The organism is Natronorubrum halalkaliphilum (genome assembly GCF_009834785.1).
Lineage (GTDB): Archaea > Halobacteriota > Halobacteria > Halobacteriales > Natrialbaceae > Natronorubrum > Natronorubrum halalkaliphilum.
The window spans coordinates 71,284-97,809 of record NZ_WUYX01000013.1; the positions used below are offsets into that span (position 1 = coordinate 71,284).

General features: G+C 66.2%; 24 protein-coding genes and 1 pseudogene. 19 read left to right on the plus strand and 6 right to left on the minus strand.

From position 1 onward, the window contains the following. Positions 1 to 129 precede the first annotated feature (129 nt). Positions 130 to 957, minus strand: a complete 828-nt coding sequence (locus GS429_RS02845; RefSeq protein ID WP_160062513.1) for an alpha/beta fold hydrolase — start codon at positions 955 to 957, stop codon at positions 130 to 132. A 92-nt stretch (positions 958 to 1,049) separates the two neighbouring features. Continuing rightward, entirely contained in the window at positions 1,050 to 3,335 is a 2,286-nt protein-coding gene (locus GS429_RS02850) for a VWA domain-containing protein (RefSeq protein ID WP_160062515.1), read from the minus strand. A 34-nt stretch (positions 3,336 to 3,369) separates the two neighbouring features. Between GS429_RS02850 and cobN the strand changes: the two genes are divergently transcribed. The 3 genes from cobN to GS429_RS02865 are packed head-to-tail and all read left to right on the plus strand — an operon-like array spanning position 3,370 to position 8,832. Further along, a complete protein-coding gene (gene cobN, locus GS429_RS02855) occupies positions 3,370 to 7,278 on the plus strand; it encodes a cobaltochelatase subunit CobN (protein WP_160062649.1) in 3,909 nt (1,302 codons plus the stop codon). After that, on the plus strand, positions 7,271 to 8,050 hold the full coding sequence (locus GS429_RS02860) for a precorrin-8X methylmutase (protein ID WP_160062517.1): 780 nt from the start codon (positions 7,271 to 7,273) through the stop codon (positions 8,048 to 8,050). The genes cobN and GS429_RS02860 overlap by 8 nt, the downstream gene beginning before the upstream one ends. Beyond that, positions 8,047 to 8,832, plus strand: a complete 786-nt coding sequence (locus GS429_RS02865) for a cobalt-precorrin-7 (C(5))-methyltransferase (protein WP_160062519.1) — start codon at positions 8,047 to 8,049, stop codon at positions 8,830 to 8,832. Before GS429_RS02860 ends, GS429_RS02865 begins: the two co-directional genes overlap by 4 nt. A gap of 45 nt (positions 8,833 to 8,877) precedes the next feature. On the opposite strand, the gene GS429_RS02870 is transcribed toward GS429_RS02865, so the two are convergent. The 4 genes from GS429_RS02870 to GS429_RS02880 form a co-directional block, all read right to left on the minus strand. Continuing rightward, positions 8,878 to 9,717 (minus strand): hypothetical protein, encoded by an 840-nt coding sequence (locus GS429_RS02870; RefSeq protein ID WP_160062521.1) that lies wholly within the window; start codon positions 9,715 to 9,717, stop codon positions 8,878 to 8,880. Between the two features lie 229 nt (positions 9,718 to 9,946). Next, a complete protein-coding gene (locus GS429_RS02875) occupies positions 9,947 to 10,561 on the minus strand; it encodes a helix-turn-helix domain-containing protein (RefSeq protein WP_235920717.1) in 615 nt (204 codons plus the stop codon). A 107-nt stretch (positions 10,562 to 10,668) separates the two neighbouring features. After that, complete coding sequence (locus GS429_RS21705) at positions 10,669 to 10,833, minus strand: hypothetical protein (protein WP_201293947.1); 165 nt, start codon at positions 10,831 to 10,833, stop codon at positions 10,669 to 10,671. A 55-nt stretch (positions 10,834 to 10,888) separates the two neighbouring features. Further along, positions 10,889 to 11,455 (minus strand): DUF1802 family protein, encoded by a 567-nt coding sequence (locus tag GS429_RS02880; protein WP_160062525.1) that lies wholly within the window; start codon positions 11,453 to 11,455, stop codon positions 10,889 to 10,891. Positions 11,456 to 11,569: 114 nt separating this feature from the next. Here GS429_RS02880 and GS429_RS02885 point away from each other — a divergent pair, with 114 nt between their 5' ends. From GS429_RS02885 to GS429_RS22065, 16 genes and pseudogenes are all read left to right on the plus strand, one after another. Further along, on the plus strand, positions 11,570 to 12,877 hold the full coding sequence (locus tag GS429_RS02885) for a cobyrinic acid a,c-diamide synthase (protein WP_160062651.1): 1,308 nt from the start codon (positions 11,570 to 11,572) through the stop codon (positions 12,875 to 12,877). Positions 12,878 to 12,955: 78 nt separating this feature from the next. Next, on the plus strand, positions 12,956 to 13,879 hold the full coding sequence (locus GS429_RS02890; protein ID WP_160062527.1) for a glycosyltransferase family 2 protein: 924 nt from the start codon (positions 12,956 to 12,958) through the stop codon (positions 13,877 to 13,879). Positions 13,880 to 14,009: 130 nt separating this feature from the next. Beyond that, positions 14,010 to 14,792, plus strand: coding sequence for a 3-oxoacyl-ACP reductase family protein (locus GS429_RS02895; RefSeq protein ID WP_160062529.1), 783 nt, complete (start codon positions 14,010 to 14,012; stop codon positions 14,790 to 14,792). A gap of 96 nt (positions 14,793 to 14,888) precedes the next feature. Continuing rightward, on the plus strand, positions 14,889 to 16,451 hold the full coding sequence (locus GS429_RS02900; protein WP_160062531.1) for a hypothetical protein: 1,563 nt from the start codon (positions 14,889 to 14,891) through the stop codon (positions 16,449 to 16,451). Between the two features lie 145 nt (positions 16,452 to 16,596). Next, positions 16,597 to 17,217, plus strand: coding sequence for a precorrin-6Y C5,15-methyltransferase (decarboxylating) subunit CbiT (cbiT, locus tag GS429_RS02905; RefSeq protein ID WP_160062533.1), 621 nt, complete (start codon positions 16,597 to 16,599; stop codon positions 17,215 to 17,217). Then, on the plus strand, positions 17,214 to 18,119 hold the full coding sequence (locus GS429_RS02910) for a cobalt-factor II C(20)-methyltransferase (RefSeq protein WP_160062535.1): 906 nt from the start codon (positions 17,214 to 17,216) through the stop codon (positions 18,117 to 18,119). Before cbiT ends, GS429_RS02910 begins: the two co-directional genes overlap by 4 nt. Positions 18,120 to 18,166: 47 nt before the next feature. After that, entirely contained in the window at positions 18,167 to 19,090 is a 924-nt protein-coding gene (locus GS429_RS02915) for a cobalt-precorrin-4/precorrin-4 C(11)-methyltransferase (RefSeq protein ID WP_160062653.1), read from the plus strand. Between the two features lie 2 nt (positions 19,091 to 19,092). Further along, positions 19,093 to 20,088 (plus strand): cobalt-precorrin 5A hydrolase, encoded by a 996-nt coding sequence (gene cbiG, locus GS429_RS02920; RefSeq protein ID WP_160062537.1) that lies wholly within the window; start codon positions 19,093 to 19,095, stop codon positions 20,086 to 20,088. Further along, entirely contained in the window at positions 20,085 to 20,963 is an 879-nt protein-coding gene (locus tag GS429_RS02925) for a precorrin-3B C(17)-methyltransferase (RefSeq protein WP_160062539.1), read from the plus strand. Before cbiG ends, GS429_RS02925 begins: the two co-directional genes overlap by 4 nt. A 12-nt stretch (positions 20,964 to 20,975) precedes the next feature. Next, positions 20,976 to 22,028 carry a precorrin-3B C(17)-methyltransferase gene (cobJ, locus tag GS429_RS02930; protein ID WP_160062541.1) on the plus strand — a complete coding sequence of 351 codons (1,053 nt, stop codon included), beginning with the start codon at positions 20,976 to 20,978 and terminating at the stop codon, positions 22,026 to 22,028. 8 nt (positions 22,029 to 22,036) lie between these two features. After that, a complete protein-coding gene (locus tag GS429_RS02935; RefSeq protein ID WP_160062543.1) occupies positions 22,037 to 22,303 on the plus strand; it encodes a ferredoxin in 267 nt (88 codons plus the stop codon). Then, on the plus strand, positions 22,300 to 22,986 hold the full coding sequence (locus tag GS429_RS02940; protein WP_160062545.1) for a cobalamin biosynthesis protein: 687 nt from the start codon (positions 22,300 to 22,302) through the stop codon (positions 22,984 to 22,986). The genes GS429_RS02935 and GS429_RS02940 overlap by 4 nt, the downstream gene beginning before the upstream one ends. Positions 22,987 to 23,034: 48 nt before the next feature. Beyond that, positions 23,035 to 24,261 carry a CbiX/SirB N-terminal domain-containing protein gene (locus GS429_RS02945; RefSeq protein WP_160062547.1) on the plus strand — a complete coding sequence of 409 codons (1,227 nt, stop codon included), beginning with the start codon at positions 23,035 to 23,037 and terminating at the stop codon, positions 24,259 to 24,261. A gap of 59 nt (positions 24,262 to 24,320) precedes the next feature. Next, positions 24,321 to 24,692 (plus strand): DUF3209 family protein, encoded by a 372-nt coding sequence (locus GS429_RS02950; RefSeq protein WP_160062549.1) that lies wholly within the window; start codon positions 24,321 to 24,323, stop codon positions 24,690 to 24,692. 2 nt (positions 24,693 to 24,694) lie between these two features. Beyond that, a complete protein-coding gene (locus GS429_RS02955; protein ID WP_160062551.1) occupies positions 24,695 to 25,996 on the plus strand; it encodes an outer membrane protein assembly factor BamB family protein in 1,302 nt (433 codons plus the stop codon). 156 nt (positions 25,997 to 26,152) lie between these two features. Continuing rightward, positions 26,153 to 26,526 (plus strand): annotated as a pseudogene (locus GS429_RS22065) (DNA primase); the annotation flags it as partial.

Here is a 26,526-nt window from a genome sequence, read left to right on the forward strand (position 1 = left end):
GTCCCCCGCCGTGAGTCTCCGATTTCCGTGACGATCCGTCGTCGCTCGACGCCGCCGGCCGCGATTCGATTCGACTCGGACGAACGCACGGAGAACGCGACCGACGGCGATCCGAACCGGGAGCCCGCGCTACGCCGCGTATCTGTCCTCGACAAACGTCGCGCTCGCGGTGTTGAACGCGTCCGGGCGGTCCTGATTGACCAGGTGGCCCGACCCGGACAGTTCCAGGTGCTCGCCGTCCGATACTTCCGCGACGAGCTGGCGTCCCTGCTGTTTGACCAGTGGAGCCTCCTGCTCACCGTGAACGACGAGCGTCGGCGTCTCGACGTGTGAGAGGTCCGAAGGTTCGTACCGGTAGAGCGCGCCGAACACCTTCCGGAACTCGTCGCGAGAGATTTCGCCGACCGCGTCCATCGCGGTCGATCGCACCTCCGGGTTCACCGACAGCCACCGCTCACCGGTCGTCGCCCGAATCGACAGCAGCATCGATCGGAACGTCGTCTCCGGCCCCGTCAGCGACAGTGAGGTCGTCAGCGCCGGCAGCGGGGAGACGAACGGCTTCATCCCCGGCGGCAGCTCCACCGGCGGCATCGAACGGACCGCCCCGCCCAGGATGGCCCCCGCCGCGGCGTCGGGGTGGCGATCCATGTACTCCTGGACGACCATCGACCCGAGCGAGAGTCCACAGAGGATCGGCTCCTCGAGGTCGAGTTCCGAAAGTAGCGCCTCGAGATCGTCGGCGAAGAGCTCGATCGAATACTGATTCGGCTCGGTCGCCCCCGTCTTCCCGTGGCCGCGCACGTCGAGCGTGATCACACGGTAGTCGTCCGCAAAGCGCTCGACCTGCGGCCGCCAGGCCTGCCCGTTCATCCAACCGCCGTGGATGAAGACCAGCGGCCGGCCGTCGCCGCGGGCGTCATACCAGAGCGTACCGTCCTCGAGCGAGAGTTCTGCCATCGACGAGGGTAGGGACCGACGCAGTATAGAAGGGCGGGTTGCAGCTCACGGATCGAACGACGCGACGGATCGGGGGGAAGACTCGAGCCCCGTTACGATCCTCCGTCGTCCGAGACGGCGCGATTCGCCGCCGCACGGACCGTTTCGGCCGATAGCGATTCGAGTGCAACGACCTCCCCGCCGGCTTCCGTCGCGACCAGTTCCGAGAGCCCGGCCCGGGAGTCGTCGCCGGCGTCGACGACGAGCACGGTCGCCCCGCTCGCGCCGAGTGCGCTCGCGGCCCGACGAGTGGCCTCGGTCGGACTCCCGTCGGCGACGTTCGCTCGCCCGTCCGTCACGAGGACGACGACCGACGCGTCCGTCTCCGTGCGCTCCAGGACCGTTCTCGAGGTCTCGAGACCGGCGGGAAGCGGCGTTCGGTCGCCCGACGGCAGTTCCTTCAGGTGGCGGGCGGCTAGTGAGACGCTGTCGGTCGGCGGCAACAACACGTCGGCGCCCTCGCCGGCGAAGGCGACGAACGCAACCCGATCGCGCTGCTGGTAGCTATCCCGCAGGAGTTCGAGGACGACCCCCTTCGCGGTCCGCATCGCGGGTCGCATCGAGGCGCTGGCGTCGACCGCGAAGACGATCGTCACCGACGTCTCGCCGGCCCGAACCGACCGCTTGAGGTCCCGCTCGCCGACGCGCGAGTCGCCGCGGGCCGCGGCGGCGCGAACGGAGGCCGCTGCGTCGATGGGGCCGTCGCCCGAGGTGGGCTCCGTTCGGACTCGAGCGCCGCGGTTATCGACGCTCGGCGTCGTACTCGCTCGGGAGCCACCACCGTCGGCGGCGTTTCGATCCTCGAGCTCCGGCGACTCGAGATCGGGAGCCCGCGCCTCCCCGACGCCGGCGGTCTCGCCCCGCCGTTGGCCGGGAACCAGCGGCTGGGCCTCTTCGTCTTCCTCGCCACCGTCGTCAGCATCGTCGGTATCGTGACTCGAGTCGTCGGTCTCGTCCGACTCGCCGCCCTCGCCGTCACCAGCGTCGGCCTGGGCGGGGGACGGCTCGCCGCTATCCGGTCGGTCGGCGTCCTCGGGTCGACGGTCGACATCGGAATCGCCCGACCCGTCGTCGCCGTCGCCATCGGTACCCGGCTCGTCGGAGTCGTTGTCTCTGCCCCCGGCGCCAGAATCATTTCCGTCGTCGCCCTCTCCCCGTTCGTCGTCGGGCCCGGCGTCCGGCTCATCCTCGTCTCGGCCGTCGGTTTCCGTCTCATCGGCCTCTCCGTTTTCGCCGTCCTCGCTCCCCTCACCGTCGGTCCCGTCCGCCGACGCCTCCTCGTCGAACCGATCCTCGAGCAGGTCATCAAGCTCCGGTTCGTCCTCGAAGGGAGTGCTCCGGAGTCGGTGTGGCAAGGTGTAGGTCGCCGCCTCGTGGAGGTCCGGCTCGATGACCGTCGTCCGCCCGTCGAGCGCGGCCAGCGTCATCGCGGTTCGAGCGGTCGCGACGTCGCCACGGTGGCCGTCGACGCCGGCCTCGAGACAGAGTTCGGCGATCTCCGCTTTGAACTCGGCGGGGAGGGTGACCGCCGGGAGCCGGTCTCGAGCGGCCGCCAGTGTGTTTCGGAGTGCCGCGACATCGTCGGCGTACGCTGTTCCGTCGTCCGGATCGTCGGCATCGACAGAATCGTCGGCAGCACTGGAGCCAAAGGACTCGAGCGCCCGATCGATGATCTCGACGCGATCGTCGACCTCCCGGCAGCCCTCGACGGTCGCCTGCAGGGCGAAGCGATCCCGCAACTGGGGGCGGAGGTCGCCCTCCTCGGGGTTCATCGTCCCGATAAGGGTAAACCCCGCGGGGTGTGAGACGCTGATCCCGTCCCGCTCGACGGTGTTGACGCCGCTCGCCGCCGCGTCGAGAATAACGTCCACCAGGTGGTCGTCGAGCAGGTTCACCTCGTCGACGTAGAGAATACCGCGGTTCGCTCGCGCCAACAGACCGGGATCGAAATCGGCCTCGCCCGCCAGCGCGTCCTCGACGGAGAGGGTGCCGACGACGCGGTCTCGAGTCGCCCCGAGGGGAAGCGTCACGAGCGGAACGGGACGGGTTTCGACCGGCAATTCGTCGGCGTCGCGTTCGCGGCAGTCGGCACACTGCCGGCCCGTATCGTCGGGCGCGCAGCCGTACGGACAGTCCGCGACGACCCGCTGGTCGGGGAGCAGATCCACGAGACCTCGGACGGCGGTCGATTTCGCGGTGCCTTTTTCGCCGGCGATAAGGGCGCCGTCGAGCGCGTCGTTGGCCGCGACGGCGAGCAGCACGCGCTTGAGATCGTCCTGCCCGACGATGGCCGGAAAGGGGAGTGACGACAGCTTTTTGCCCCCGGACTCTGCAACCATACTTGAGCTAATACAACAGAGGTTTAAAAACATGATGACAACGATCGGGATTTACACCGCGACGGAGAACGAACTCGGCTCGATCGGCCGGGCCGCCGAGCGCCTTCCGGAGGTCGACCTGGTCGTTCGCTCGGAGAGCGACCTCGAGGACGAATCCGATATCGAGGCGTTCGTCGAGGAACTGCGCGACGCCGCGGCGGCGATCTTCTGGCTCCACGGGGCCGAAGACAGCATGCCGGGCTACGACTACGCGACGGGAGCGCTCGAGGTCGCGGGCGTGCCGCTGGTGGTCAAGGCGACTGGCGACGCCTTCGCCGTCGAGGATACGACGGTCGGCGAGGCCCACCGCGATCGAGTCTACGACTATCTGGAGAAGGGAGGGACGATCAACGTCGAGAACCTGTGTCGCTTCCTCGTCGCCGAGTACGCGGACCGCGATACGGAGTACGACGACCCCGCCGAACTGCCGACGGAGGGCGTCTACCACCCGGACTACCCCGGCGCCGGGTACGAGGAACTGCTCGAGACCCACGACCCGGACAGGCCGACCGTCGCGGTCTGGTTCTACGAGTCCCACTGGACCCATGAAAACACTCGGTACGTCGACGCGCAGGTTCGAGCCCTCGAGGAACAGGGCGCAAACGCGTTGCCGATTTTCTGTAATCCAGCCACGGATACGGACGAACAGGAGGATGCGGAGTGGGTGACGGACAACTGGCTCATCGGTGACGATGGCCAGCCCGTCGTCGACGCCGTCCTCTCCTCGTTTATGTTCTCGCTCTCGATGGACGAACGCGGCCGCAGCGCCGACGACGAGGGCAGTTCCGCGGAGGACGTCTTCCTCGACCGGCTCGGGGTTCCCGTCCTGCAGACGATCACCACGATGCGCTCTCGGTCGCGCTACGAGTCCAGCGACACGGGCGTAATGGGCTTCGAACTCGCGCTCTCCGTCGCGCTCCCAGAGTTCGACGGCAACATCATCACGCACCCGATCTCGGGCAAGGAGCGCACCGACGACGAGGCCGGCATCGGCAGCGCACCGAAACACCACTACCCCATCGAAGAGCGCGTCGATCACGCGACGCGGCTCGCGGTCAACTGGGCCGAACTCCGGCATACGCCCAACGAGGAGAAGCAGGTTGCCGTCGTCCTGCACAACTATCCGCCGAGCGACGACGGGATCGGCACCGCGTTCGGACTCGATAGTCCGGAGTCGACGGTGAACTTGCTCGAGGAACTCGAGACTCGAGGGTACGACCTCGGGGACGACATGCCCGACAGCGGGCAGTCGCTCGTGGAGAAACTGACCGCACAGCTTACGCTCGAGGACCGCTGGGTCGCCCCCGAGGACGTCCGGGACCTGTCGGTCGACGTCGTCTCCGCCGACACCTACGCGGACTGGTTCGCAGACGCCGACGAGCGATTCCGGGAGAACATCGTCGAGGAGTGGGGCGATCCTCCGGACCGTCCGTTCGCCATTCCTGGTGTCGAGTTCGGAAACGTCCTCGTCACGGTCCAACCCCCGCGCGGATTCGGCATGGATCCCTCGAAGGTCTACCACGACTCCGACCTCCAGCCCCCACACGACTACTACGCCTTCTACGGCTGGCTGCGCAACGAGTTCGAGGCCGACGGCGTCGTCCATCTGGGCACCCACGGCAGTCTCGAGTGGCTCCCGGGCAAAACGGTCGGACTCAACGGCGAGAGCGCGCCCGATCAACTGATCGACGACATCCCGAACGTCTACCCCTACATCGTCAACAACCCCGGCGAGGGGACGCAGGCCAAGCGTCGGTCCTACGCCGCTATCGTCGACTACCTCACGCCCGTCATGCGAAACGCCGGGACGTACGACGAGCTATCCGAACTCGAGGAACTCGCGAACCAGTATCGCGAAGCGGGCATGGAAGACGCCCGCACCGACGACGGCCAACACCTCGAGGACCTCATTCGGGAGAAAGTCGAGGAACTGGATCTCGCGGTCGAACTTGGGATCGCAGGAACGATCGACGAGAAAACCGACGTTCGCGGCCCCGACGAAGCCGGGTCGACGCTTGCGGAGGGCGATGTCACCGGAGACGACCTCTCGATCGACGACCTCGTCGAGCGCATCCACGAGTACCTCACGGACGTCAAGACGACTCAGATCCGGCTGGGGCTGCACACCATGTCGGAGCCGCCGGCCGACGAGCGCCTAACCGAGTACCTCGTCGCACTGACGCGCCTCGAGAACCCCGGCGCGCCGAGCCTGCGCGAGAGCGTGGCCGGCGCGCTGGGCGTCGACTACGAGACGATGCTGAACGCGCCCGGCGAGTACGACGAGGGTCTGGGGATGACCTACGCCGAGGCCGCAGACGTGGTCTACGAGACGAGCATCGACCTGATCGAGACCCTGGCCGAGCACGATTTCGACGTGCCGGTCTCCGAACTCGAGGGCGGTCCCGACGATGAAGTAAATATGAACCTCTTGATCGTCGACCTCGAGACGATCGGCGACGGCCGAGCGAAGTCGGGAGCCCACGACGACCTTCGGAAGGCGCTTTCGTACATCTGCGAGGAAGCCCAGCCCCGCGTGCAGGGGGCCGAAGACGAGGTCCCGCGCACCGTAGACGCGCTCTCGGGCGAGTACGTGCCGCCGGGCGGATCGGGTGCGCCGACCCGCGGCGGCGTCGATCTGCTCCCGACGGCGCGGAACTTCTACACGCTCGATCCCCGCAAGGTGCCCGCGAAGGCAGCCTGGCAGGTCGGAACGGAGGTTGCAGAAGGTGTGCTCGAGCGACATCACTCTGAAGAAGGGGGGTACCCCGAGGAGATCGGCGTCGTCGCCTGGGGCACTCCCACGGTCCGCACCCGCGGCGAGACCATCGCCCAGGTGCTCGCGATGATGGGCGTCGAACCGAAGTGGACCGACGCCGGCCGAATCGACGACGTCGAGCCGATCCCGCTCGAGGAACTCGATCGCCCGCGAGTGGACGTGACGACGCGCGTCTCGGGGCTGTTCCGGGACGCCTTCCCCGCCGCGGCGGGCGTGGTCCACGACGCCGTCGACGCCGTGGTCGACCTCGACGAACCGCACGCGATGAACTACGTTAAAAAACACGTCGAGGAGGAAGCCAACGAACTGCAGGAAGAGGAGGACCTCGACGAATCGGACGCGCGGAAGGCCGCGAAACACCGCGTCTTCACAACCAAGCCCGGCGGCTACGGCGCCGGGACGAACAAGGCGGTCGACGAAGGCAACTGGGACGACCGTTCGGACCTCGCTAACGTCTACGTCCAGTGGGGCGGCTACGCAATGGGTTCGCGCGGTCGCGTCTCTGACGCCCACGCATCCTTCGAGCGCCGCCTCTCGAGCGTCGACGCCACCGTCAAGATCGAGGACACGATGGAACAGGACGAGTTCGACTCCTCGGACTGGTACGCCTTCCACGGCGGCTTCATCTCCGCCGTGTCCGAGATTTCGGGCGAGGAGCCCGCCTCTTACGTCGGCGACTCCTCGGATCCGGACAACGTCGACGTCTACACCAACGAGGAAAAGGTCCGCAAGGCGATGCGCGCCCGCGTGCTCAACCCCGACTGGCTCGAGTCCATGGAGGAGCACGGCTACAAGGGTGCCGGCGACCTTTCGACGACGGTCGACGTGACGCTCGGCTGGGACGCGACGACCGGCGTCGTCTCGGATACCCTCTGGAACGAGGTCGCCGCAAAGTTCGCCTTCGACGAGGAGCGCCAGGAGTGGATGCGCGACGTCAACCCGTGGGCGCTGGAATCCATCACGGACACCTTACTCGAGGCGATCGAGCGCGACCTCTGGGACGCCGACGACGAGACGGTCGATCGATTACGCGACCTGAATCTCGAGGTCGAGGGTGACCTCGAGGCGCGGACGACGAACGAGGCGGTCGGCGCGGACGCCGACGCGGAGGTGACCACCGATGACTGAGAGTGATCAGGAGTTCGAGAAGGAGTACGCCGATCTGGGAGCGACGACGCAGAACGCGATGGACATCGCAGAGACCAGCATGGACATCGTCCGGCAGTTCGTGCCCGACGAGACGCTCGCCGACCGGATTCGGCAGAAGTCCGTCCACTCGATGGGCGACATCGAGTTCCAGCACCTGATCGAGTTCACCGGGAGCGACGACCTCGGTGACGACGAGGACGCGCCCGTCCGCGCCGGCGCTCGAGCGGTGCTCGAGGAGACCACCATCGTCACGGACATCACGATGTCCAAGGCCGGGATCACCGGCCGCGGCCACAACTGCGAGAAGCGCAAGGCGATCGGCAACGGCGCCGAACTGGCGAAGGAAACGGGGATGACCCGCACCGCAGCCTCGGTACTCGAGTTGGACAAGCAGGGCGTCTACGACGGCGCGATCGCGACGATCGGAAACGCGCCGACCGCAGCCTTCGCCCTCGCGGACTGTATCGAGAACGGCACCCGACCCGCCGCCATCGTCGCGACCCCCGTCGGCTTCGTCAAGGCCGAGGAGAGCCGAAAGCGCATCCGCGAGGTCAGCGAGGCGTACAACGTCCCGGCGATCACGAACGTCGGCCGACGCGGCGGCAGCGGCCTCGCCGCCGCGCTGACGAACGAGCTGATCCACGTCGCGAAAGACGTTCGAACAGAGACTCTCGAACTGGAGGTGACGGCTGAGGAACGGGCCGCGAGAGCCGCCGGCGACGAAGACGACGAAGACGGCGAGAACCCATGAGCGGCGAGTACGACCTCGAGTCCGGACCGGATCCGGCGACGTTCGCCGCGGGAGTTGCGGAACCGGATATCGACGAAGAAACGGACGATCCGGTCTACGCCGTCGGCGTCGGGCCGGGCAATCAGGAGTACCTCACGCCGCGCGGTCGGCGCGCGATCGAGACGGCCGACGTCGTCGTCGGCTTCACCACCGTCGTCGAGTTCGTCGAGGACCTGACCGACGCCGATCTACTGACCTGTGGCTACAAAGACGAAGCCGACGCGCTCGAGGCGTTCGGCGAGCGCGTCGCCGCGGGCGAGTCGGGGACTGCGGTCGCGATGGGGGACCCGAATCACTCGGGGTACCAGTTCGTCGGGAAGGTGCAGGACGCGGTCGAGCACGAGGATCCCGAAATTCCAGTTCGGGTCATTCCCGGCATCTCCTCCCTCCAGATGGCCGCCAGCCGCGCTCGGACGCCGATGGAGGACACCGAGTTCGTCACGCTACACAAGAGCGGCGACCTCACGGCCGACATGGACCGCCTCGCGAACGCGGTCCGCGACCGCCACCTGCTCGTGCTCCCGCGGCCCTACGACCGAATGCCCGGCGATATCGCTCAGTTTTTGCTCGAGAACGGCGCGGAGCCGGCTCTCGAGGCGCTGGTGTGCGAAAATCTGACCCACGATGACGAGCGGATCCACCGGTTTACCCTCGCCGAGCTAGCCGAACACGCCGGCGGGACCGGCAAAGCGGACACGCCGTTTTCGGATCTGGTCGTGCTGGCCGTTCGACAGCCAGTGTAAGCGACCGGCGGGCTCGGTTCGCTGTCGACGGGATCCGCGGATCGGTCACCAAATAACGGGAGTCAGCGCGTGGAGAAACAGCGCGAGCAGCACCAGCGCATACACCCCTCCTACGAGACGAACGATTCGTACCGGTCGCTCGAGCGAGCCGCGTTCGGCCGCGACCGCAGCCAGGTAGCCGACGAGCGGGAGTGCCTGCAGCGCGTGCAGTCCCGCGAAGTGTGCGACGCGAAAGTCGCCGCTCAGCACCCACCCGGTGACGGGAACGGTCTGGCCGGATCCGAGGGCGGCGGTCTCGAGCGCCACCATCGCACCCCCTTCGAACGCGCCGACGACGAACAGGGCGATTCCGGCTCGAATGCCCCACGCGAACGCGGGAGCGACGTCGAACTCGCGCCGCCACGACCGAACGAGGAGCCAGGCGACGAGGGCGGTCATGACGACGATCGTTACTCCCATGATCGCGTAGACCGATTGGTCGAGGAGCGTCGAGTCGTTGAAGTGAGACTCGACGCCGCGGCCCGCTTGACCGCCGATCAGCACAATCTCGATGATCGCCGCGGCGGCGATTCCGATCGACACCCGCCGGAGAAACCGCTCGGAGACCGGCAGGTGATACCCGATCCAGCCGAACGTTGCGGTGAACAGGGCGATCGAGCCCGCGAACGTTGCGGGTTTGAGCCAGACCGGATCGCCCCCGACCGTTCGCGGATCGAGCGCAATACCGGCGAGAAACGCGACGAGCAACGCCGTCTGCAGGGCGGCGACCCCGCAGAGAACGGCGTTTCGACGCGCGAGTTCCCTGACGGCGAGCCGCGGCCCATCCCACCGAACGAATTGTGCCGCCGATCCCGTACCGCTGCGTTCGTTCCGAAATTCGTCCATACGCTACGTGCGGTCGGGGATCGCCTATGGATTCGCCCAACATGTTGGTGTGCGCTCGAGCGGAGTCGACTCGAGACGAACAACACGTCCCCACGACGACGCGAGTCGCCGAGTGGATACGGTCGGTTCGATGCGGTGTCGCCCCCGCTTCCGCGGTCCGATCGGTGGTTCGCGTTCGCAGCGGGCGGGCCTGCAGTCGGTTTCCGAGTGGGGTTATCCGCGGCGAGGATCAGCGCGAACTACCCTCGATGAGGAACCACTCGAGGACGCGAGCGGATCCGCGGCGAATCGTCTCGCTCGCGGTCGATTTGTCCACGTCGAGCTGGTCGGCCACCTCCGCCAGCGTACACGACCGCGGGACGTGAAAATACCCTTCGCGAAGGGCGACGGTCAGGCACTCGCGCTGGCGCTCGGTCAGGAGCGTCTCCGGATTCCGGCCCTCGACGATCGAGAGGAGTTCGTACTCGTAGCCGCCGGCATCTAATCCCGCCCCCATCAGTTCGAACTGGTCCCGTGTCGCGATCATATCGAACTCCATGGCGCCGTTTTCGAACCGAACGGGGAATTTCGGCGGGAGCGACGAGTCGCCGAGGAACTCGTAGAGCTGTTGTTCGACCGCCTCGTACCGTGCGATAATCCGTTGCTCGTCGACGTACAGACGATCGTACGCGACGACGTCCGGATGCTCTCTGACGGCGTCGCCAGCGGCCTCGGGATCGGCGGTCGTGATCTCGCCGACCTCCAGTGCCCTGTCGCCCAGCGGAACGCCCGTGAGCAGTTTGAACGTTGCCTCCGGAAACGACGTCGACACCTCGTGGATCCAGATGTCGGTCGGTAACTGCATACGGAACCGCGCCTCGATCATCGGTTCGCCCACCCGATCGAATCGCGTCTCGGTTCAGCCGACATCGTAGGCGAGCGAACGCTCCGCCAGGTAATAAATACTGACAGTTACTCGTCCTGTTCGTGCTCGCGAAGCACCGTCGACACCGTGTTCGTGACTTCCTCGAGCGCGACTGCGTTCGTCTTCCTGAGATTACCTTTTTGTGCTTCGCCGAGATGTCGAAGCGCTTCTTGTAGGTGCGTCTCGGTGTCGTGGTCAGTGTCGTCGGTCATCGTGGGGAGACGGATATAACGAGTTCGTGCCATTAAACTCGTCGGGGAAGCCGAGTCAGTCGAGAGCGTCCCGAACCGCGGCCCGCCGCTCGGCGAACGTCGCGTCGTCGAGTACCGGCGTCGCCGCGTTGGTATCGACCTCGACGTCGTCCGCGAGGTCGATCCACGCGCGACAGCCCCGATAGCTCCCGCGTTCCTCGATGAGTCGGGGCGACTCGAGTTCGCTCACGCGGAGCAACAACACCCGCAGGCCGTCGTCCGGATCGTACTTGTCGCACAGGCCGTCGGGAGAGTAGACGTAGTGGCGCGCGAGCGACTCGAGGTCGTCCTCCGAGGCCGAAACGGTGTACTCCTCGCGGACGTCGACGACGGCTCGGATCGGCAGCCCCGCGTCGGGCTTCGCGCTCGCTCGGTGGTAGTAGTCCGCGTACCGAGACTGATACCTGGCGGGCTCCTGATGGCTGTAGGCCGGATACAGGACGAACCGTTCGTCGATCGTTCCCGGATCGAGCGTCGGATGGCGTACGAGTACCGTCTGGGTGCCGTCGAGCAGCGCGTTGACGACGCCGGCGCGCTCTTTCAGCGCGGCGGTCGTCTCGGCTGGAGTCGTCGCTTCGGTCATTGGTCTCAGTACCTCGAACGGAGACGTGCCCCAATTCGATTTCGGTCGCTCGAGGCGGTCGCACGCACCGCACCGACGGATTCAAGTCGGGTTGTACTAACGCAACGGGTAATGATGAACGGATTCGTCCTCGGCGGCGTCAGCTCCGGCGTCGGGAAGACGGTCGCGACGCTGTCGATCATTCAGGCCCTCGAGGACGCCGGCTACGCGGTCCAACCCGCCAAGGCGGGGCCGGACTTTATCGATCCGAGCCACCACGAGGCGATCGCGGGTCGGCCCTCTCGGACCCTCGATCTGTGGCTCTGCGGCGAGGACGGGCTCAAACGCAACTACCGGCGCGGCGAGGGGGATGTGTGCGTCGTCGAGGGCGTTATGGGCCTCTACGACGGCGACGGCTCGAGTACCGCGATGGTCGCCGAAGCGCTCGACGTGCCCGTGGTCCTCGTCGTCGACGCGAAGGCGGGCATGGAGAGCGTCGCGGCGACGGCACTCGGGTTCCAGCGTTACGCCGAGACGATCGGACGCGATATCGAAGTCGCCGGCATCGTCGCCCAGCGCGCCCACGGCGGCCGTCACGAGCAGGGGATTCGCGACGCGTTGCCCGATGATCTCGAGTTCTTCGGGCGAATCCCGCCGAATCCGGACCTCGAGATTCACGATCGGCATCTGGGTCTCGAGATGGGCGACGAAGCCGCGCTGCCGAGGGAGGCGTTGCGGGCGGCCGCAGAAACGCTCGAGGCCGAGCGGCTGGCGGCCATCGCGAGCGAACCCCCCGAACCGGCGCAACCGACCGACCCAGCGGCGGCCGTCGACGCCACCGTCGCCGTCGCCGACGACGCGGCCTTCTGCTTCTGCTATCCGGCCACGCTCGAGCGATTCCGCGAGCGCGCCGAACTGGTGACGTTCTCTCCCGTCGCGGGCGACCCCGTTCCCGACTGCGACGGCGTCTACCTGCCCGGCGGCTACCCCGAACTCCACGCCGCGGAGCTCGAGTCGACCGACACCCTCTCGGAACTCGGCCGACTCGCCAGCGAGGGGATGCCCGTCCTCGGCGAGTGCGGCGGACTGATGGCGATGAGCCGGTCGCTGACGACCGCCGACGGCGACCGCCACGAGATGGCAGACATCTTGCCGGCGGACGTCACGATGCACGACCGCTATCAGGCGCTCGATCACGTCGAACTCGAGGCCAAAGAGGGAACGCTCACCGCAAACGCCGGCGACGCGATTCGGGGCCACGAATTCCACTACTCGAGCGCCGACGTCGACGGCGACGCCCGCTTTGCCTTCGAGACGGTCCGCGGGGACGGCATCGACGGCGACCGCGACGGCCTGACGGCGTACGACTCGCTGGGGACGTACGTCCACGTCCACGCCGAGAGCGGCGCGTTTGATCGGTTCCTCGAGCGCCTCGCCGACTGATCGCCGTCGGTCACCGTCGGTCGCCGCGTCCGGTTGGATATCCGACCGTTTGATTACGGGCGAGGTAGTTCGTCGACCATGGAAGCGACCGCGCCGACGAGCGTCCTCCTGCCGACGACGGGGTGGGGAGACACCTGTGAGGAGATCGCCGAACAGCTGCGCCCGGCGGACGAACTCCTCGTGATCTGCGACCGGGAGCTCGAGTCGGTGGTCGACCGCGTTGCCGCGCACCCGGCAAACGTCCGGCTCGTCGTCGCCGGCGAACCGGAGGGCTGCTCCGGGAAGGCGAACGCGATCGCAGTGGGAATGGAGGCGGCCGAACACGACCGAATCGTCTGGACCGACGACGACTTCCACCACCCGCCCGACTGGCTCGAGACGCTGCGGGCCGACTACGCCCGTCAGGGGCCGACCACCGAACTCCCGGTCTTCGTCGGGCAGGATCCCCTCGCCAGACTGTTCGAGCCGACCTACGCCATCAGCGGGACGCTCGCGGTCTACTTCGCGGACATCCCGTGGGGCGGGGCCGTCGTCTTCGACCGTAGCGATCTCGCGGACGAAGCGGCGTTCCTCGAGGAGCTTCGGCGGACGATCAGCGACGATGGACTGCTCATGGAGTACGCCGACGTGACGGCCGTCAAGCGGACCCGGAACGTCGAAATCGGCGGCTCGACTCGCGAGACGCTCGAGAATCAGGTACGGTTCACGCAGATCGTTCGGCACCACGATCCAACGGGACTCGCCGCGCAGGCCGCCGTCGGGGCGGCCCTCGCCGCCGGCTGCCTCCTGTTTCCGCTCCCTGCGTTCGCGCTCGTGACGGCGGCGATGGCGACCGTCTACGCCGCGTTCGGCATCCGCCGGTGGACGTTCCTCGCGGCGTATCCGGTGGCGCTGGCCGCGATTCCGTTACTGTCGTACGCGCTCGCCCGGCGCTCGTTCGTCTGGGGCGGCCGACGCTACCGATGGCGCGAAAAGTTTGACGTGACGGTCGAGAACCCGTAATCTCGGGAACCTCTCGTCACGTTGGTTCCGCGAACACACGGTCCGGCTCGACGCGGGATCGCCCAGTTCTCTCACGAATTCTGATGTGAACTCGAATACTTAACAAGAACGTCGTGGTAGCGGCGATCGTATGTCCGAAACAGTCCAACGACTCGAGCCGCTCGAGCGGCGACCGCTGTCCGACCGAACCTGCCTCGTCACCGGCTCCTCGCGGGGCATCGGCCGCGATATTGCGTTCGAACTCGCTCGGTGCGGTGCCGACGTGGCGGTGAACTATCGATCGGCAGCGGAGAAGGCCCGCGAGGTCACGGAGACCATCGAAGCCAACGACGAGACGGCCGTCCCGGTGCAGGCAGATATCTCCGAGCCGGCGCAGGTGGAGGCGATGGCCGAAGAGGTCCGCGACGAACTCGGCGAAATCGACGTGCTCGTCAACAACGCCGGAATCACTATCGACCGGACGTTCGAGAACATGACCCATGAGGACTGGCAGACGGTCATCGACGTCAACCTGAACGGCACGTTCAACTGTACGAAAGCGTTCTACGAGGACATCAAGGCCTCCGACAACGGCCGGGTTATCAATATCTCGAGCGTCGTCGGTCAGCAGGGCAACTACGGGCAAGCGAACTACGCGACGTCGAAGGGCGGCCTGTTCGCCTTTACCCGAACGCTGGCGCTGGAACTCGCCGGTCACAACTCGACGGCGAACTGCGTCGCACCCGGCTTTACGCAGACGGATATGCTCGAGAAGGTGCCGGAGCGCATCCAGGACAAGATCCGTGAGGACATCCCGCTGAACCGCTTCGCCCAGACGGACGACATCGTCGGCATGATTCGGTTCCTCTCCAGCGACTACGCGGAGTACATGACCGGGCAAGTCATCGGGATCAACGGCGGCATGGAGTGGTGAGCCGCGCAGTTCCGCTCTCGCTCTCGCTCTCACCGACCCTGGCCCGTCCGTCGCGCCGTCGAACAGTTTATTGTGTTGATCTGATGAGTGACGTGTATGTCGTCCGTCCGGTCGGTGCTTCAGGCCGCGCGGTCCGATCGTCGACTCCTCGTCGTCGCGACGGTCGTCGCCTCGCTCGAGGTAGCGGTTCGACTCGGACTCGGAACCCTCCTCGATCCCCACTTCGGCACCCTCTGGGTACTCCTTGCGGTATTGCTTACTCCGCCAGTCATCACCGTCTTCGGACTCGCGGCCGTCAGTTCGTCGGCTCGAGAGATGGTCGTCGATGCCGACGACTGGACCGAAGCAGGCTTCGCGCCCCAGAACTGGTCGCTTGCGGGACTGCTCGGACGCCGGGCGGCGCTCGCGGCGGTCGCGGTCGTCGGCCACGGGTTTGCGGTCGGCGGCGGATTCGTCGGCTTTCTCCTCGTCGATACGCCGGTTCGGTTCGCCCTGTACTGGGGCGGGTACGGCGAGGTTTTCACGTTTAACGTCTTGACGTACAGTCCGTTCGTCGGAATCGGACTCGGGACGATCGTCGCGTGGACTATCCCCGCGATCGCAGTCGTCGAAATCGGGAACGGGACGGCCGTCACCGCCGCAGTTCGAACGGCGCTCACCGCAGCAATTTCGGTACCTCGATCGGTCGGTACAGCCGTTCTGGGCCACTTCGCATTCCTCGTCGGTGTCGTTGGCGTCGCGTTCGTCGCCGTCAGCACGACCGACCGGATCGGATCGTCGGGGCTCGAGATCGGCGGTATCGGCGTCGCTGTTTTGTTCGTCCTGGGTGGACTGACACTCGCGGTCGGGGCTGGAGCGTGGCTCGCGACATCGGTCGCGTTTATCGCCGATCGGTTCGCCGGACCATCTGCGGATGGCAGACTCGAGCGGTCCGTCCCGGTGGTGCGGCTCCTCCTCGTCGTGCTGGTCGTCACAGCCCTCGTCGGGACGGCCGGCGCAGTTCGGACGAACGAGGTTCGGCCGATGGATGCGTCTCCGGATCCGCTGCCCGACGATCCCGACGGCATCTACGCAACTGCGTTCGCCAACACTGATCGAACGAGCCACGAGTACCGGTGGCTCAACGAAACGAATCCGGACGCCGACCCGATCTACGAGTTCCGGATCGACAGGGCTGATCGACAACTGACGACATCGTTCGAGGGCGTGGACGGCTACTTCTCCACCGGAACGTTTTCCCAGGGTCAGCCGGCTCCACTGCCCGGGTACGCGATGATGACGTCCGAAGTGGTGCCGCGACTCGGGGAGCCGTCACCGGACGCCGACAACTGGACCGTCGTCGACGAGCGCGATGCCGAACTCACGCTCGAGCTCAGCGATCCGGTCGACGTCGCCGACGCGTTCGGCGGCATCGACCTCGAGGACCAGACGAACGACCCCGAAGTCCACGATTCCCGGGCACGGGTAATCGTCGACACCGAGCGGGCGACGCTCTCCCGCGGCGAACTCCGGCTGAACGTCTCCGATCCGGCGCTGGGTGACGGCGGCTATGACGCCCACACCGTCTTCGAGTACGAGATCGGAACCGACGTGGACCGACCGGACAAACTCGGCTCACCAAGCATGGGGGAGCGGCTCTGGCGGCTGCTCGCCTACTGATTCGAGGAGGGGTTTCAGTACTGACACTCATCGATAGGACGATCAACAGCAAATGCAGTTGCGCTATTACAAACCGAACTGGGCAATCATACTTGCCTTACTCCAAACAAAATTGTTTTAGGGGAGGCCGCAGATTGCACGGGTGATGCCACCCATCGCGCTTCCACACGATGCGAAAGCCGGACCGACGAAGTCGGAGGTCCGCGCCGTCGTCCACTCGAAGCTCGCACTCGAGGGCGACGACCACTTCGCGGAGGTCGGCTCCTGTACGGGGGCCGTCACCATCGAGGCCGCACAGCGAGCCGGGCGAGTGACCGCACTCGAGCGGAAACCGGAGCGGCTCGAGACGACCGAAAAGAATCTCGCCGCGAACGCGGGGTCGGTGCGCGCCGACGTCGAACTGCGGAACGCGGAAGCGCCCGACGGATTACCGGACGACGCCGACGCGCTCTTTCTGGGCGGGAGCCGCAACTTCGAGGCCGTCCTCGATTGCGCCGTCGAGACCGGAATCGACCGGATCGTCATGAACGTCTCGCGTCTCGAGGTCGCGGGGAAGGCGACCGAAGCCTTCCGAGAACGCGAGGTTCTCGAGGAGGTCGTTCAGTTTCAGGTGAGCCACGGCTACGAACTCGCCGGTGCGACGAGTTTCAACTCGGACAACCCGGTGTACATGCTGGTCGGGAGTGCGACGCCGGACGAGGACGGAACTGACGACCGGGACGGCGAGAGCGTTGCTGCTGACGGACGTGGGGTGGGCCAGCGATGACCCTCTACGGCGTCGGGCTCGGTCCCGGCGAGGCCGGCCTCGTGACCGTCCGCGGAAAGGCAATCCTCGAAACGGCCGACGTGGTCTACTCGCCCGGCCGACTGTCTCGGTCGGTCGCCTTAACCCACGTCGACGAGTCGAAGATCGGGGACCTCGATTTCCCGATGACGAAAGACGAGGAGAAGCTTCGGTCGGCGTGGAAAGAAGCCGCCGCCGAAATCGCCCCCAACGCACGCGACGGCGACGTCGCCTTCGTCACGCTGGGTGATCCGAACGTCTACTCGACGTTCGGCCATCTGCGACGGACAATCGACGCCTTCCATCCCGACGTTGAGTTGGAAATCGTCCCCGGAGTGAGCGCCGTCACGGCCTTTGCGACCGCGATGGGCGTCGAGATCGAAGCCGGCGCGGGGCTCTCGCTTCGCGAGGCTGCAAACGGAGCGAGCCCGACCGGTCCGGACCGGCTGATCCTGTTCAAGGTCACCGACGCGCCGGCGACCCACGAGGGTCTCGTCGAAGCGGGCTACGAGGTATCCTACGGCCGCCGACTGTTCATGGAGCAAGGTGAGATGCTCGTTACCGACGACCCGTCGGAACTCGAGGAGCGCGACTACTACACGCTGGCGTACGCCGAAAAAGCGGATCTCGAGGTCGAGCAGGCGACGGCCGCGTTTCGGACCGACACCGGGTCTGCGGACACCTCGGGCGACGCGGAACTGGCGACGAGCGAGGAGTCTGTTACCGACGGCGGCGAGCGCGATCCACAGCGGAACGCGACGGGCTCCGAGAGCGGTTCCCGGTCCGCCCCGTCGGAGGAGATCGACGGCGCTACCGAAGACGGGTTGCTCGACCTCGAGCGCGCCGAGGGCTGTGAACACGGCGACTGTGAGGGGTACTGGTAATGACGGACACAGAGACGGACAAGACAGACACAGAGACGACCACACCCATGCGGACCGACGGCGGCGACCCCCAAGACGCAATCGACGCGCAGGGGAAACGCCGTCGCGAGGAACTGGACGACCGAATCTTCGAGCACAGCGCCGGCGACGAACAGGAGGGGATCCCCTTCGTCGGCGCCGGTCCCGGCAACCCGCGGCTGTTGACTGTCGCGGGCAAGGAGCTGCTCGAGGCGGCCGACCTCGTCGTTCACGCCGGCTCGCTGGTCAACAGTGAGCTCCTGGACGAGTACTGCGCCCACGCCGAGTTGGTCAATTCGGTCGGTAAAGACCTCGAGGAATTGATTCCGCTCATGCGGGACGCCTACGAGGACGGCGAGAACGTCGTCCGCTTACACAGCGGCGATCCGGCGATCTACGGGGCCGCCCTCGAGCAGATGGACGCGCTGGAACACGAGGGCGTCCCGACCCACTTCGTGCCGGGGGTGACGTCGGCTTTCGCGGCGAGCGCGACGCTGCGGACGCAGTTGTCGTTGAACGAGGTCTCGAACCACGTCGCGTTCACCCGACCGCAGGGGAAGACCCTGACCGAAGCGGAGGACCACATCTCCGAGTTTGTCGAGATGGGCGACGTGACGACCTGTATCTACCTCGGCACCCACGCGGTTCGGGAGACGATGGATCGGCTGCTCGAGGACGACCACGATCCCGAGACGCCGGTCGCGGTGATCTACCACGCCTCGTGGCCGGACGAGGACGTGATCATCGGCTCGGTCGGCGATATCGCCGATAAAGTGGAGGAAGCGGGCTACCGCGCCTCGGCGCTGGTCGTCATCGGCGACGCCGTGACCGGTGCGGGCTACGAGCGTTCGTTCCTCTACGGCGACTGGGCGAACCGCGGCTCGGGCTCGAGCGACGCGAACGACGCGGACGCGCAAGCGAACGAGACGGAAACACAGGCAGGAGACGACTAATCATGAGCACGGACAACGTAGACAACGCGAACGACGATGCGGGATCGGATTCGGACGGCGGCCACTGTTCGACGGCCGACTCGGACGGCGAAGTCGCCGAGGAGATCGCGATCGTCTCCTTCGGGCGGAAGATGGACACCGCCGAGGAGATCGAGGCCGAACTCGCGGATCGGTACGAACAAATCGACATCATCGAGTACCACGGCGACGTCTTCGAGGAGCACTGGGGCGAGTACGACTGCTTCATCGGCCTGATGGCGTCGGGAATCGCGATGCGGAAGACGGCCCACCTGTTAGACGACAAGTGGGACGATCCCGCGATCTGCGTGGTCGACGAGGAGCTCACCTGGGCCATCCCGATCACGGGCGGCCACCACGGCGCGAACCAGGTCGCGCAGGATCTGGCGACGATGGGCGCCGTGCCGGCGATGACCACGGCGAGCGAGGCCGCCGGCAAGCAGGGCGTCGAGTCCCGCGCGAAGGCGATGGACACCCACGTCGTCAACGGCGATTCGACAGTGAAGACGAACCTCGCCGTGCTGGACGACAATTTGGGGCCCGTCGCTCGACTCGACGGCCCGCGTGCGGTGCTGGTTGGCGACGACGTAACCGTCCTCAAGCGTAACAAGGACGACGGCATCGTCCTCGGCACCGGCAGCGTTTCCGGCGCGAGCAAGGATTCGTTCATCGCCGCCTGGGAGGAGGCGCTTGACCAGACCCCCCACGACTTCTCGGACGTCGAGTTCGTCGGAACCGCGACCCGGAAAGAGAACGAGGAGGGCCTACTCGAGGCCGTTTCCGAACTCGACCTCGGGCTGGTCGCCTTCGACAAGGAGACGCTGCTGGATCACGAGGGGCCGACGCCCTCGAAGTCCAAGGAGCTGATCGGTTGGCCCGGCGTTTCGGAAGCCAGTGCGATTGCGGGCGGTGCCGAGCAGGAACTTGTTCTCGAGAAGATCGGGTACGAAAACGAGGTCACGGTGGCGATCGGTCGATGAGTTCCGACGTCGAATCCGCGGACGCGACGGCGGGCGGAACCCCCGACGACCACGGCACCCTCTACGTCGTCGGCATCGGTCCGGGTCTACCGGATCACATGACCAAGCGGGCCAAGGAGGTCATCGAGTCCTCGGAGGTCGTCATCGCCTCGAGTCTCTACCAGGAGTTCCTGCGCGACGACGGGACCCTGTTGCCGGAAGAGGAAACGAACGAGGACGGCATCGCGGTCCGAGACGACGGCTTCGAACAGGAGATCATCCGCTCGACGATGGGGCGCCAGATCGAACTCGCTCGAGCGGCGTTCGACCACGTCCGCGAAGGAAAGGACGTCGCCCACGTCTCCGGCGGCGACCCGTCGGTCTACGGCAAGTCGGACCTGATTTTCAAGATGGCCGAGGAGGACGACGCGACGGACGTGCCGATCGAAATCGTCCCCGGTCTCACGGCGGCGCTCGGCGGCTCGGCCAACGTCGGCGCGCCGCTGTGTAACGACTTCTGTACGATTTCGCTCTCGGACAAGTGGCGCGGCTGGGACGAAATCGAGGAGAAACTGCGCGCAGCCGCGATTTCGGACTTCGTGATCGTCCTCTACAACTGCTGGCGCAACTACGAGCGAGCCGTCGACATCGTCCGCGAGGAGCGGACCGACGACGCCCTCGTGGCGATCGTCAACGACGCCGGTCGCGCGGACGCCGGCCGCAACGGCGAGAGCGAGTTCGTCACCACGCTCGGCGAGGCCGCCGACCACGACGACAAGGTCTCCGGCATGGGCACCTCGCTGCTCATCGGCAACCACGAGACCGAGACCTGGAGCAACGACGACCGAACGTATCTCGTCACACCCCGCGGCGGGCGTGACGTCGAGGACTTCTGAGAGTGACCAGCCATGAGTACTGATACCAACGCAGACGCCGACGACGAATCGACATCGAAGTGCGGTGCCTCGAGCACCGCCGAAACTGAAACCGAGACCTCGAGCGGGTCGAAGTGCGGCGCGTCCTCGAGCGACCCGGACGGCTCGGACGACTCGAGTAGCTCCAAATGCGGCGCCTCGAATTCCGACTCCTCGTCCTCCGGATCGAGTTGCGGCGCCTCGAGTTCCGACTCGGACGACGACTCGAGCACCGAACAGGAGGTCGGCGCGACGATCGAGGACTTCGAGGCCGACCCCGGCCAACTGATCGCCGTCGGTCTCGGGCCGGGTCACGCGGAGGGGATGACCGAACGCGCGAAGAACGCGCTGCTGGATGCCGACCACATCGTCGGTTACACGACCTACATCGAACTGATTCCCGACGAGATTACCGAACAGGCCGACGAGATCTACGACACGCCGATGTGCGGCGAGGTCTCCCGAACCGAGGAGTCGATCGACCGAACGCTGGCTGGCAACGACGTCGCCATCGTGGGCAGCGGCGACCCCAACGTCTACGCGCTGGCGGGACTGGCACTCGAGATTCTCGAGTCCAAGGGCGCGACCGCGTCGATGGTCGACTTCGACGTGGTGCCCGGCGTCCCCGCAGCCCAATCCTGTGCGGCCCGCCTCGGCGCGCCGCTGGTCAACGACACCGTCTCGGTCTCACTGTCGGATCATCTCGTCCCAATGCCCGAAATCGAGTCCCGACTGCACTCGGTGGCCAGCGAGAACTTCACGATCACGATCTACAATCCCTGGAGCCGTAAGCGCCGGGAGAACTTCCAGAAATGCTGCGAGATCCTCCTCACACATCGGGACCCCGATACGCCCGTCGGCATCGTCCACGGCGCCGGCCGCGAGGACGAGCAGGTGATGATCACCGACCTCGACGAACTCGAGGACCTCGGCGAGAGCGAGATCATCGACATGACGACGACCATCGTCGTCGGCACCGAGGACACCTACGTCTGGGACGATCGGATGGTCACGCCGCGGGGCTACGAGACGAAGTACGATTACTAACCATACCCATGCCACGATACGAAGTTACCATCGAGAAAGACGCCTGTGACGGCATCTTCGCCTGTCTGACCCGCGACCCGCGGTTCGTCGAGGGCGAGGACGGTCTCGCGACGATCGATCCGAGCGCGGATCCCGTCTACGACTGCGAGGGCGAGGTCACCGACAACGCAGAGCGGGTCGTCGCGACGTTCGATGACGACCGCATCGACGAAGCCAAACAGGCCGCCGCGGCCTGTCCGACGGACGCGATCATCGTCGAGGAGGTGGGCAAATGAGCGAGACCGAACAGCGGATCGAGGTTCCAGCGGATCCCCTCGCCGGCCACCCTGCGTCGGCGTACTTCTGGGGCCACGTCGCCGGCAGCGGCGACGTATCCGACGATCGGATCGAAGTCGTCACCAACGACGAGGCGTCCGCACAGGCTCTCGCCGCGGTCGCGGGCGGCGACCTTGAGCACGAGACGACCAGCCGCGACTACGCCCACGACACGTCGATCACGCGCACGGAGGACGAGTACACGCTGTCGATCGTCGATGACGGCGACACGGGCCTCTTGGGCCGCAGCGGCGCGCTCGGCCTCCCCGTCGACGGCCGCGGCAACTACCGCTTTGGGGCCTTCTCGAGTTACGACCGCGAACTCCTTCGCGGCCTGCTGGAGGGCTGTGGAACCATCTGTTTCAAGTCCTCGAGCGGCACCGTCGGGATCTCGTTCGTCCACGAGGATCGGGAGTTGCTCGAGTTGACCCAAGAACTGCTCGACGACTGTCCCGTCGAGACTCCCTACGGCGATCTCGGGGAGACCTCCTCGGGCGGCTACTGGTTCGGCGTCGACGACGACGCCGCGCCCGAGTTCGGCACGTGGCTCTACGAGGAGTGCGAGGAGACCGGCCTGTTCGCGCCGAGCCGACGGCGAAAACTCGAGCGGAGCCTCGAGCAGGCCGACGCGTACGACGAGTAAGCAACCAGCCGACGAACCGTTTCCCGACCCCAACAGAGCATACCGAAAATGAGCACACCTGACGATTCACCGCCCACGACCGCGTTCGACGACGAGGCCGTCCTGCTGGTGGGACACGGCTCCCGCCGGGAGATATCCAACGAACAGGTTCGGGACCTGGCCGCCGGCCTCGAGTCGCGACTGGGCATTCCGGTCGACGCGGCGTTTCTCGAACTCGCGGAGCCGGCGATCGACGAGGCCCTCGCGGAACTGGCCGCCCTCACGTCGCAGGTGACGGTCGTCCACTGCTCGCTGTTCGCAGCGAGCCACGTCAAGAACGACGTGCCGCTGTCGATCGAGCAAGCACGGGCGACCCACGATATCGAAATCAACAACGGAGCCCACCTCGGCATCCATCCCGCGATCCTGGACCTGCTCGACGACCGCGCCGCTGCCGTCGAAGCGGAGCTGGGCGTCGACCGCACCGAAGACGACGTCGCCGTCGTCCTCTGCGGTCGGGGCTCGAGCGATCCGGACGCCAACGGCGACGTGCACAAACTCGCCCGACTGCTGTACGAGGGCCGGGAGTTCGACCGCGTCGAGGCCTCCTTCGTCGGCGTCACGGAACCGAAACTCGAGGAGAGCCTCCACGGACTCTCGAAACACCGACCCGACGCGGTCGTCGTCCTGCCGTACATGCTCGGCGACGGCGTCCTCACGCAGCGCGTTCGGGACTGGACCGACGAGTTCGACGACGACTATCCGTACGTCGACGCGCTGGCGGGCGATCCGCTGGGTACGGACTCGCGGCTGCTCGACGTCTTCGCCGACCGCTGGCAGGAAGCGAGGTCGGGAAGCGTCGAGATGTCCTGTGACACGTGCAAGTACAAGGTCGACCTCGAGGGCTACGAGGAAGACGTCGGCGGCGCTCGAGCGATGCTTCGCGCGCTGGCCCATCAGGAAGCCCACGCGGATCGCGAGGACGTCGACGACGAGCCCCACACCCACGACGCGCCCGCGAAACACGTCGCAGTCTGTACGAACCGGACCTGCGCCGACATGGGGTCGCCCGCGGTCCTCGAGCGGCTTCGACAGGCGGCCCGCGACTCCGAACACTGCGACGCCCGCATCACGCGGTCGTCCTGTCTGGGGCGCTGTGGCGACGGCCCGATGGTCGCCGTTTATCCGGACGGGATCTGGTACGGCGACGTCGCGAGCGAGGACGCCGAACGGATCGTCGCCGACCACCTGGACAGAGATCGGATCGTGAGCGATCTGGTCGATCAGACCCTCTGAGAGCCGTATTGACAGCGAAACACGAACGACACGACTACCACCCATAGAATACGACACACATGAGCTGCCACGAAATCGAAGCGCTACGACTCGGACTGATGAACGTCCTCGGCGTCGGGGACCAGAGCACCCGCGACCACGCAGAGAAGGAACTCGAGGGCCACCTCGAGGGGCCGATCGAAGCCCTCGTCGAGGCCGAGAGCCTCGCGGCGATCGAACGCCATCTCGACGCCGCGTTGGTCGATCTCGAGGAAGAAGTCGCCGAAATGGACGGCGACGATCCCGAGTACGACTACACGCGGGGTCGACTGCTCGAGGTTCGCAACGCCGAACGAACGATTCAGCGGCTGACCACGCAGGGTGAGAGCATCGTCGACGGGCTCGGCGAGTCCCACGACATGCTCCACGAAACCTTCCCGGTCGAGGACTGAGAATGGCCGAAACAGCAGACACCGATCGAGAACGCGCGGTCGAGTTCCGATCCGTGTCCCTCGGCGACATCGAACCGGCCCGGAGCCGACACATGTGGACCCGATCGGCGGTGTGTGTCGCTGCCGGCGGCGATCTCGTTCTCACCGGCGAGTGGGACGGGACCGTGACCGCCCGCGAGACTGAGTCACTCGAGACCCGCTGGACGCTTACCCACCCGGATCACGCGGTCGGGATCACGACGCTCGGCAGCGACAGCGACAGCGAGTCCGCCGACGCCGAGACGGTCGTCGTCGCCGGCCGCGGCGAGACGGGAGCGATCGTCGCCTACGACGCCGCGACCGGCGAACAGCGCTGGCGCTACGACACGGCCGACGACATCGGCGAGGCGACCGAGGACACCGTCTTCTATCTGCCCTATGTCGTCGGTCTCGAGTCAGCTACCGACGCCGACGGCACCCAGAGGCTCTACGCCGCCGCGCGACGGTACGAGCGCGACGGCGAGCGTCGAGAGTGGCACAGCACCGTCTACGCGTTCGATTCGGACGGCTCGATCGGGTGGACCTACGAGACGGACGCCTCGCCGATCGCGATCGAAGCGGACGATGCGGGCGGCCGACTCGCCGTCGGCTACAACCGCTGTATGGGCGACCACGACACCGGCCTCGTCGTTCTCGAGACGGACACCGGGGACCTGGAGTGGACGTGGGATCCCGGGACCGAGGGCGACCGCCGCGTCGGCGACGTCTCGTTCGACGGCGACTCGATCGCGGTCTCGAGTCACGGTGACAAGCGCGGCTACCTGCTCGGTCCCGGCGGGGCCGAACGGTGGCGCGTCGATCTGGCGGTCGAGACGGAAATCGACGGTGAAACGCTCTACGCGTATCCGAACCACGCCTACGCGAACGACGGTCGAGTGACGTTCGTCACCGGCAACACCTACGCCCTCGAGAGCCGCGAGACTGAGACCCGACATCCGAACGAGCACCGGATCACGACGTTCGACGGCGACGGCGAACTGCGCTGGGCCGACGAAGTCCGCGGCTTCGTTCACGGCCTCGCCGCTGACGGGACCACGATCGTCACACCGTCTGCACAGAACTTCCGCGTTCGCGATCCCGAAACCCACGCTGTCCGCCGGTTCGACCTCGATTCGGGCCCGGCCAGAGTCGACCGATTCGAGGGAATCGCGACCGCTGCCGCCGTCGATCACGGAACGATCGCAGCGATCGAGGAATCCGTCGAGTACCACGACGAGGGGCAAACACGCGGCGAGTACGCGCTTCGCGTGGCCTCGCTCGAATAAGATTCCTGTCATCGAGCTGTTGGCTCTCGGACTGAGTCGAATTCGTCGTTTCTCCCCCTTGCAGAGACGCCCAACTCTCGAGTAGTCTGTACGACTAACAGTCGCACACGCAAGGGCAATTACCACAGTGCTAACTCTCCTTATTTTGGGCGTATAATGACAACGGGCCTAGAAGATGTTGGCTCCGAGGAGTGTCCCGATTCGAAGGAGGTCGGGAGGTCCTCGAGCCGCCTTCACGACGGTGATCGAACGGAGCAGACGGACCGGAGAGTGATGACCGACGGTGGGCAGGCGGAGATGGCGGAGGAAGCCGAAGAGGGAGAGGAGGAATCGACGGGCGATGATGCGGAAGTTGCGGACGAATCGGACGACGAGGCGGAAGCTGAAGCCGATGACGAAGAAGAAGTTACGGATGAAGAGTCGGAAGAAGCGGGAGAGGAAGCCGAAGAAGAGGAGGCTGAAGACGAGCAAGAGGAAGAAGCCGAAGAAGAGGAGGCTGAAGACGAGCAAGAGGAAGAAGCCGAGGAAGA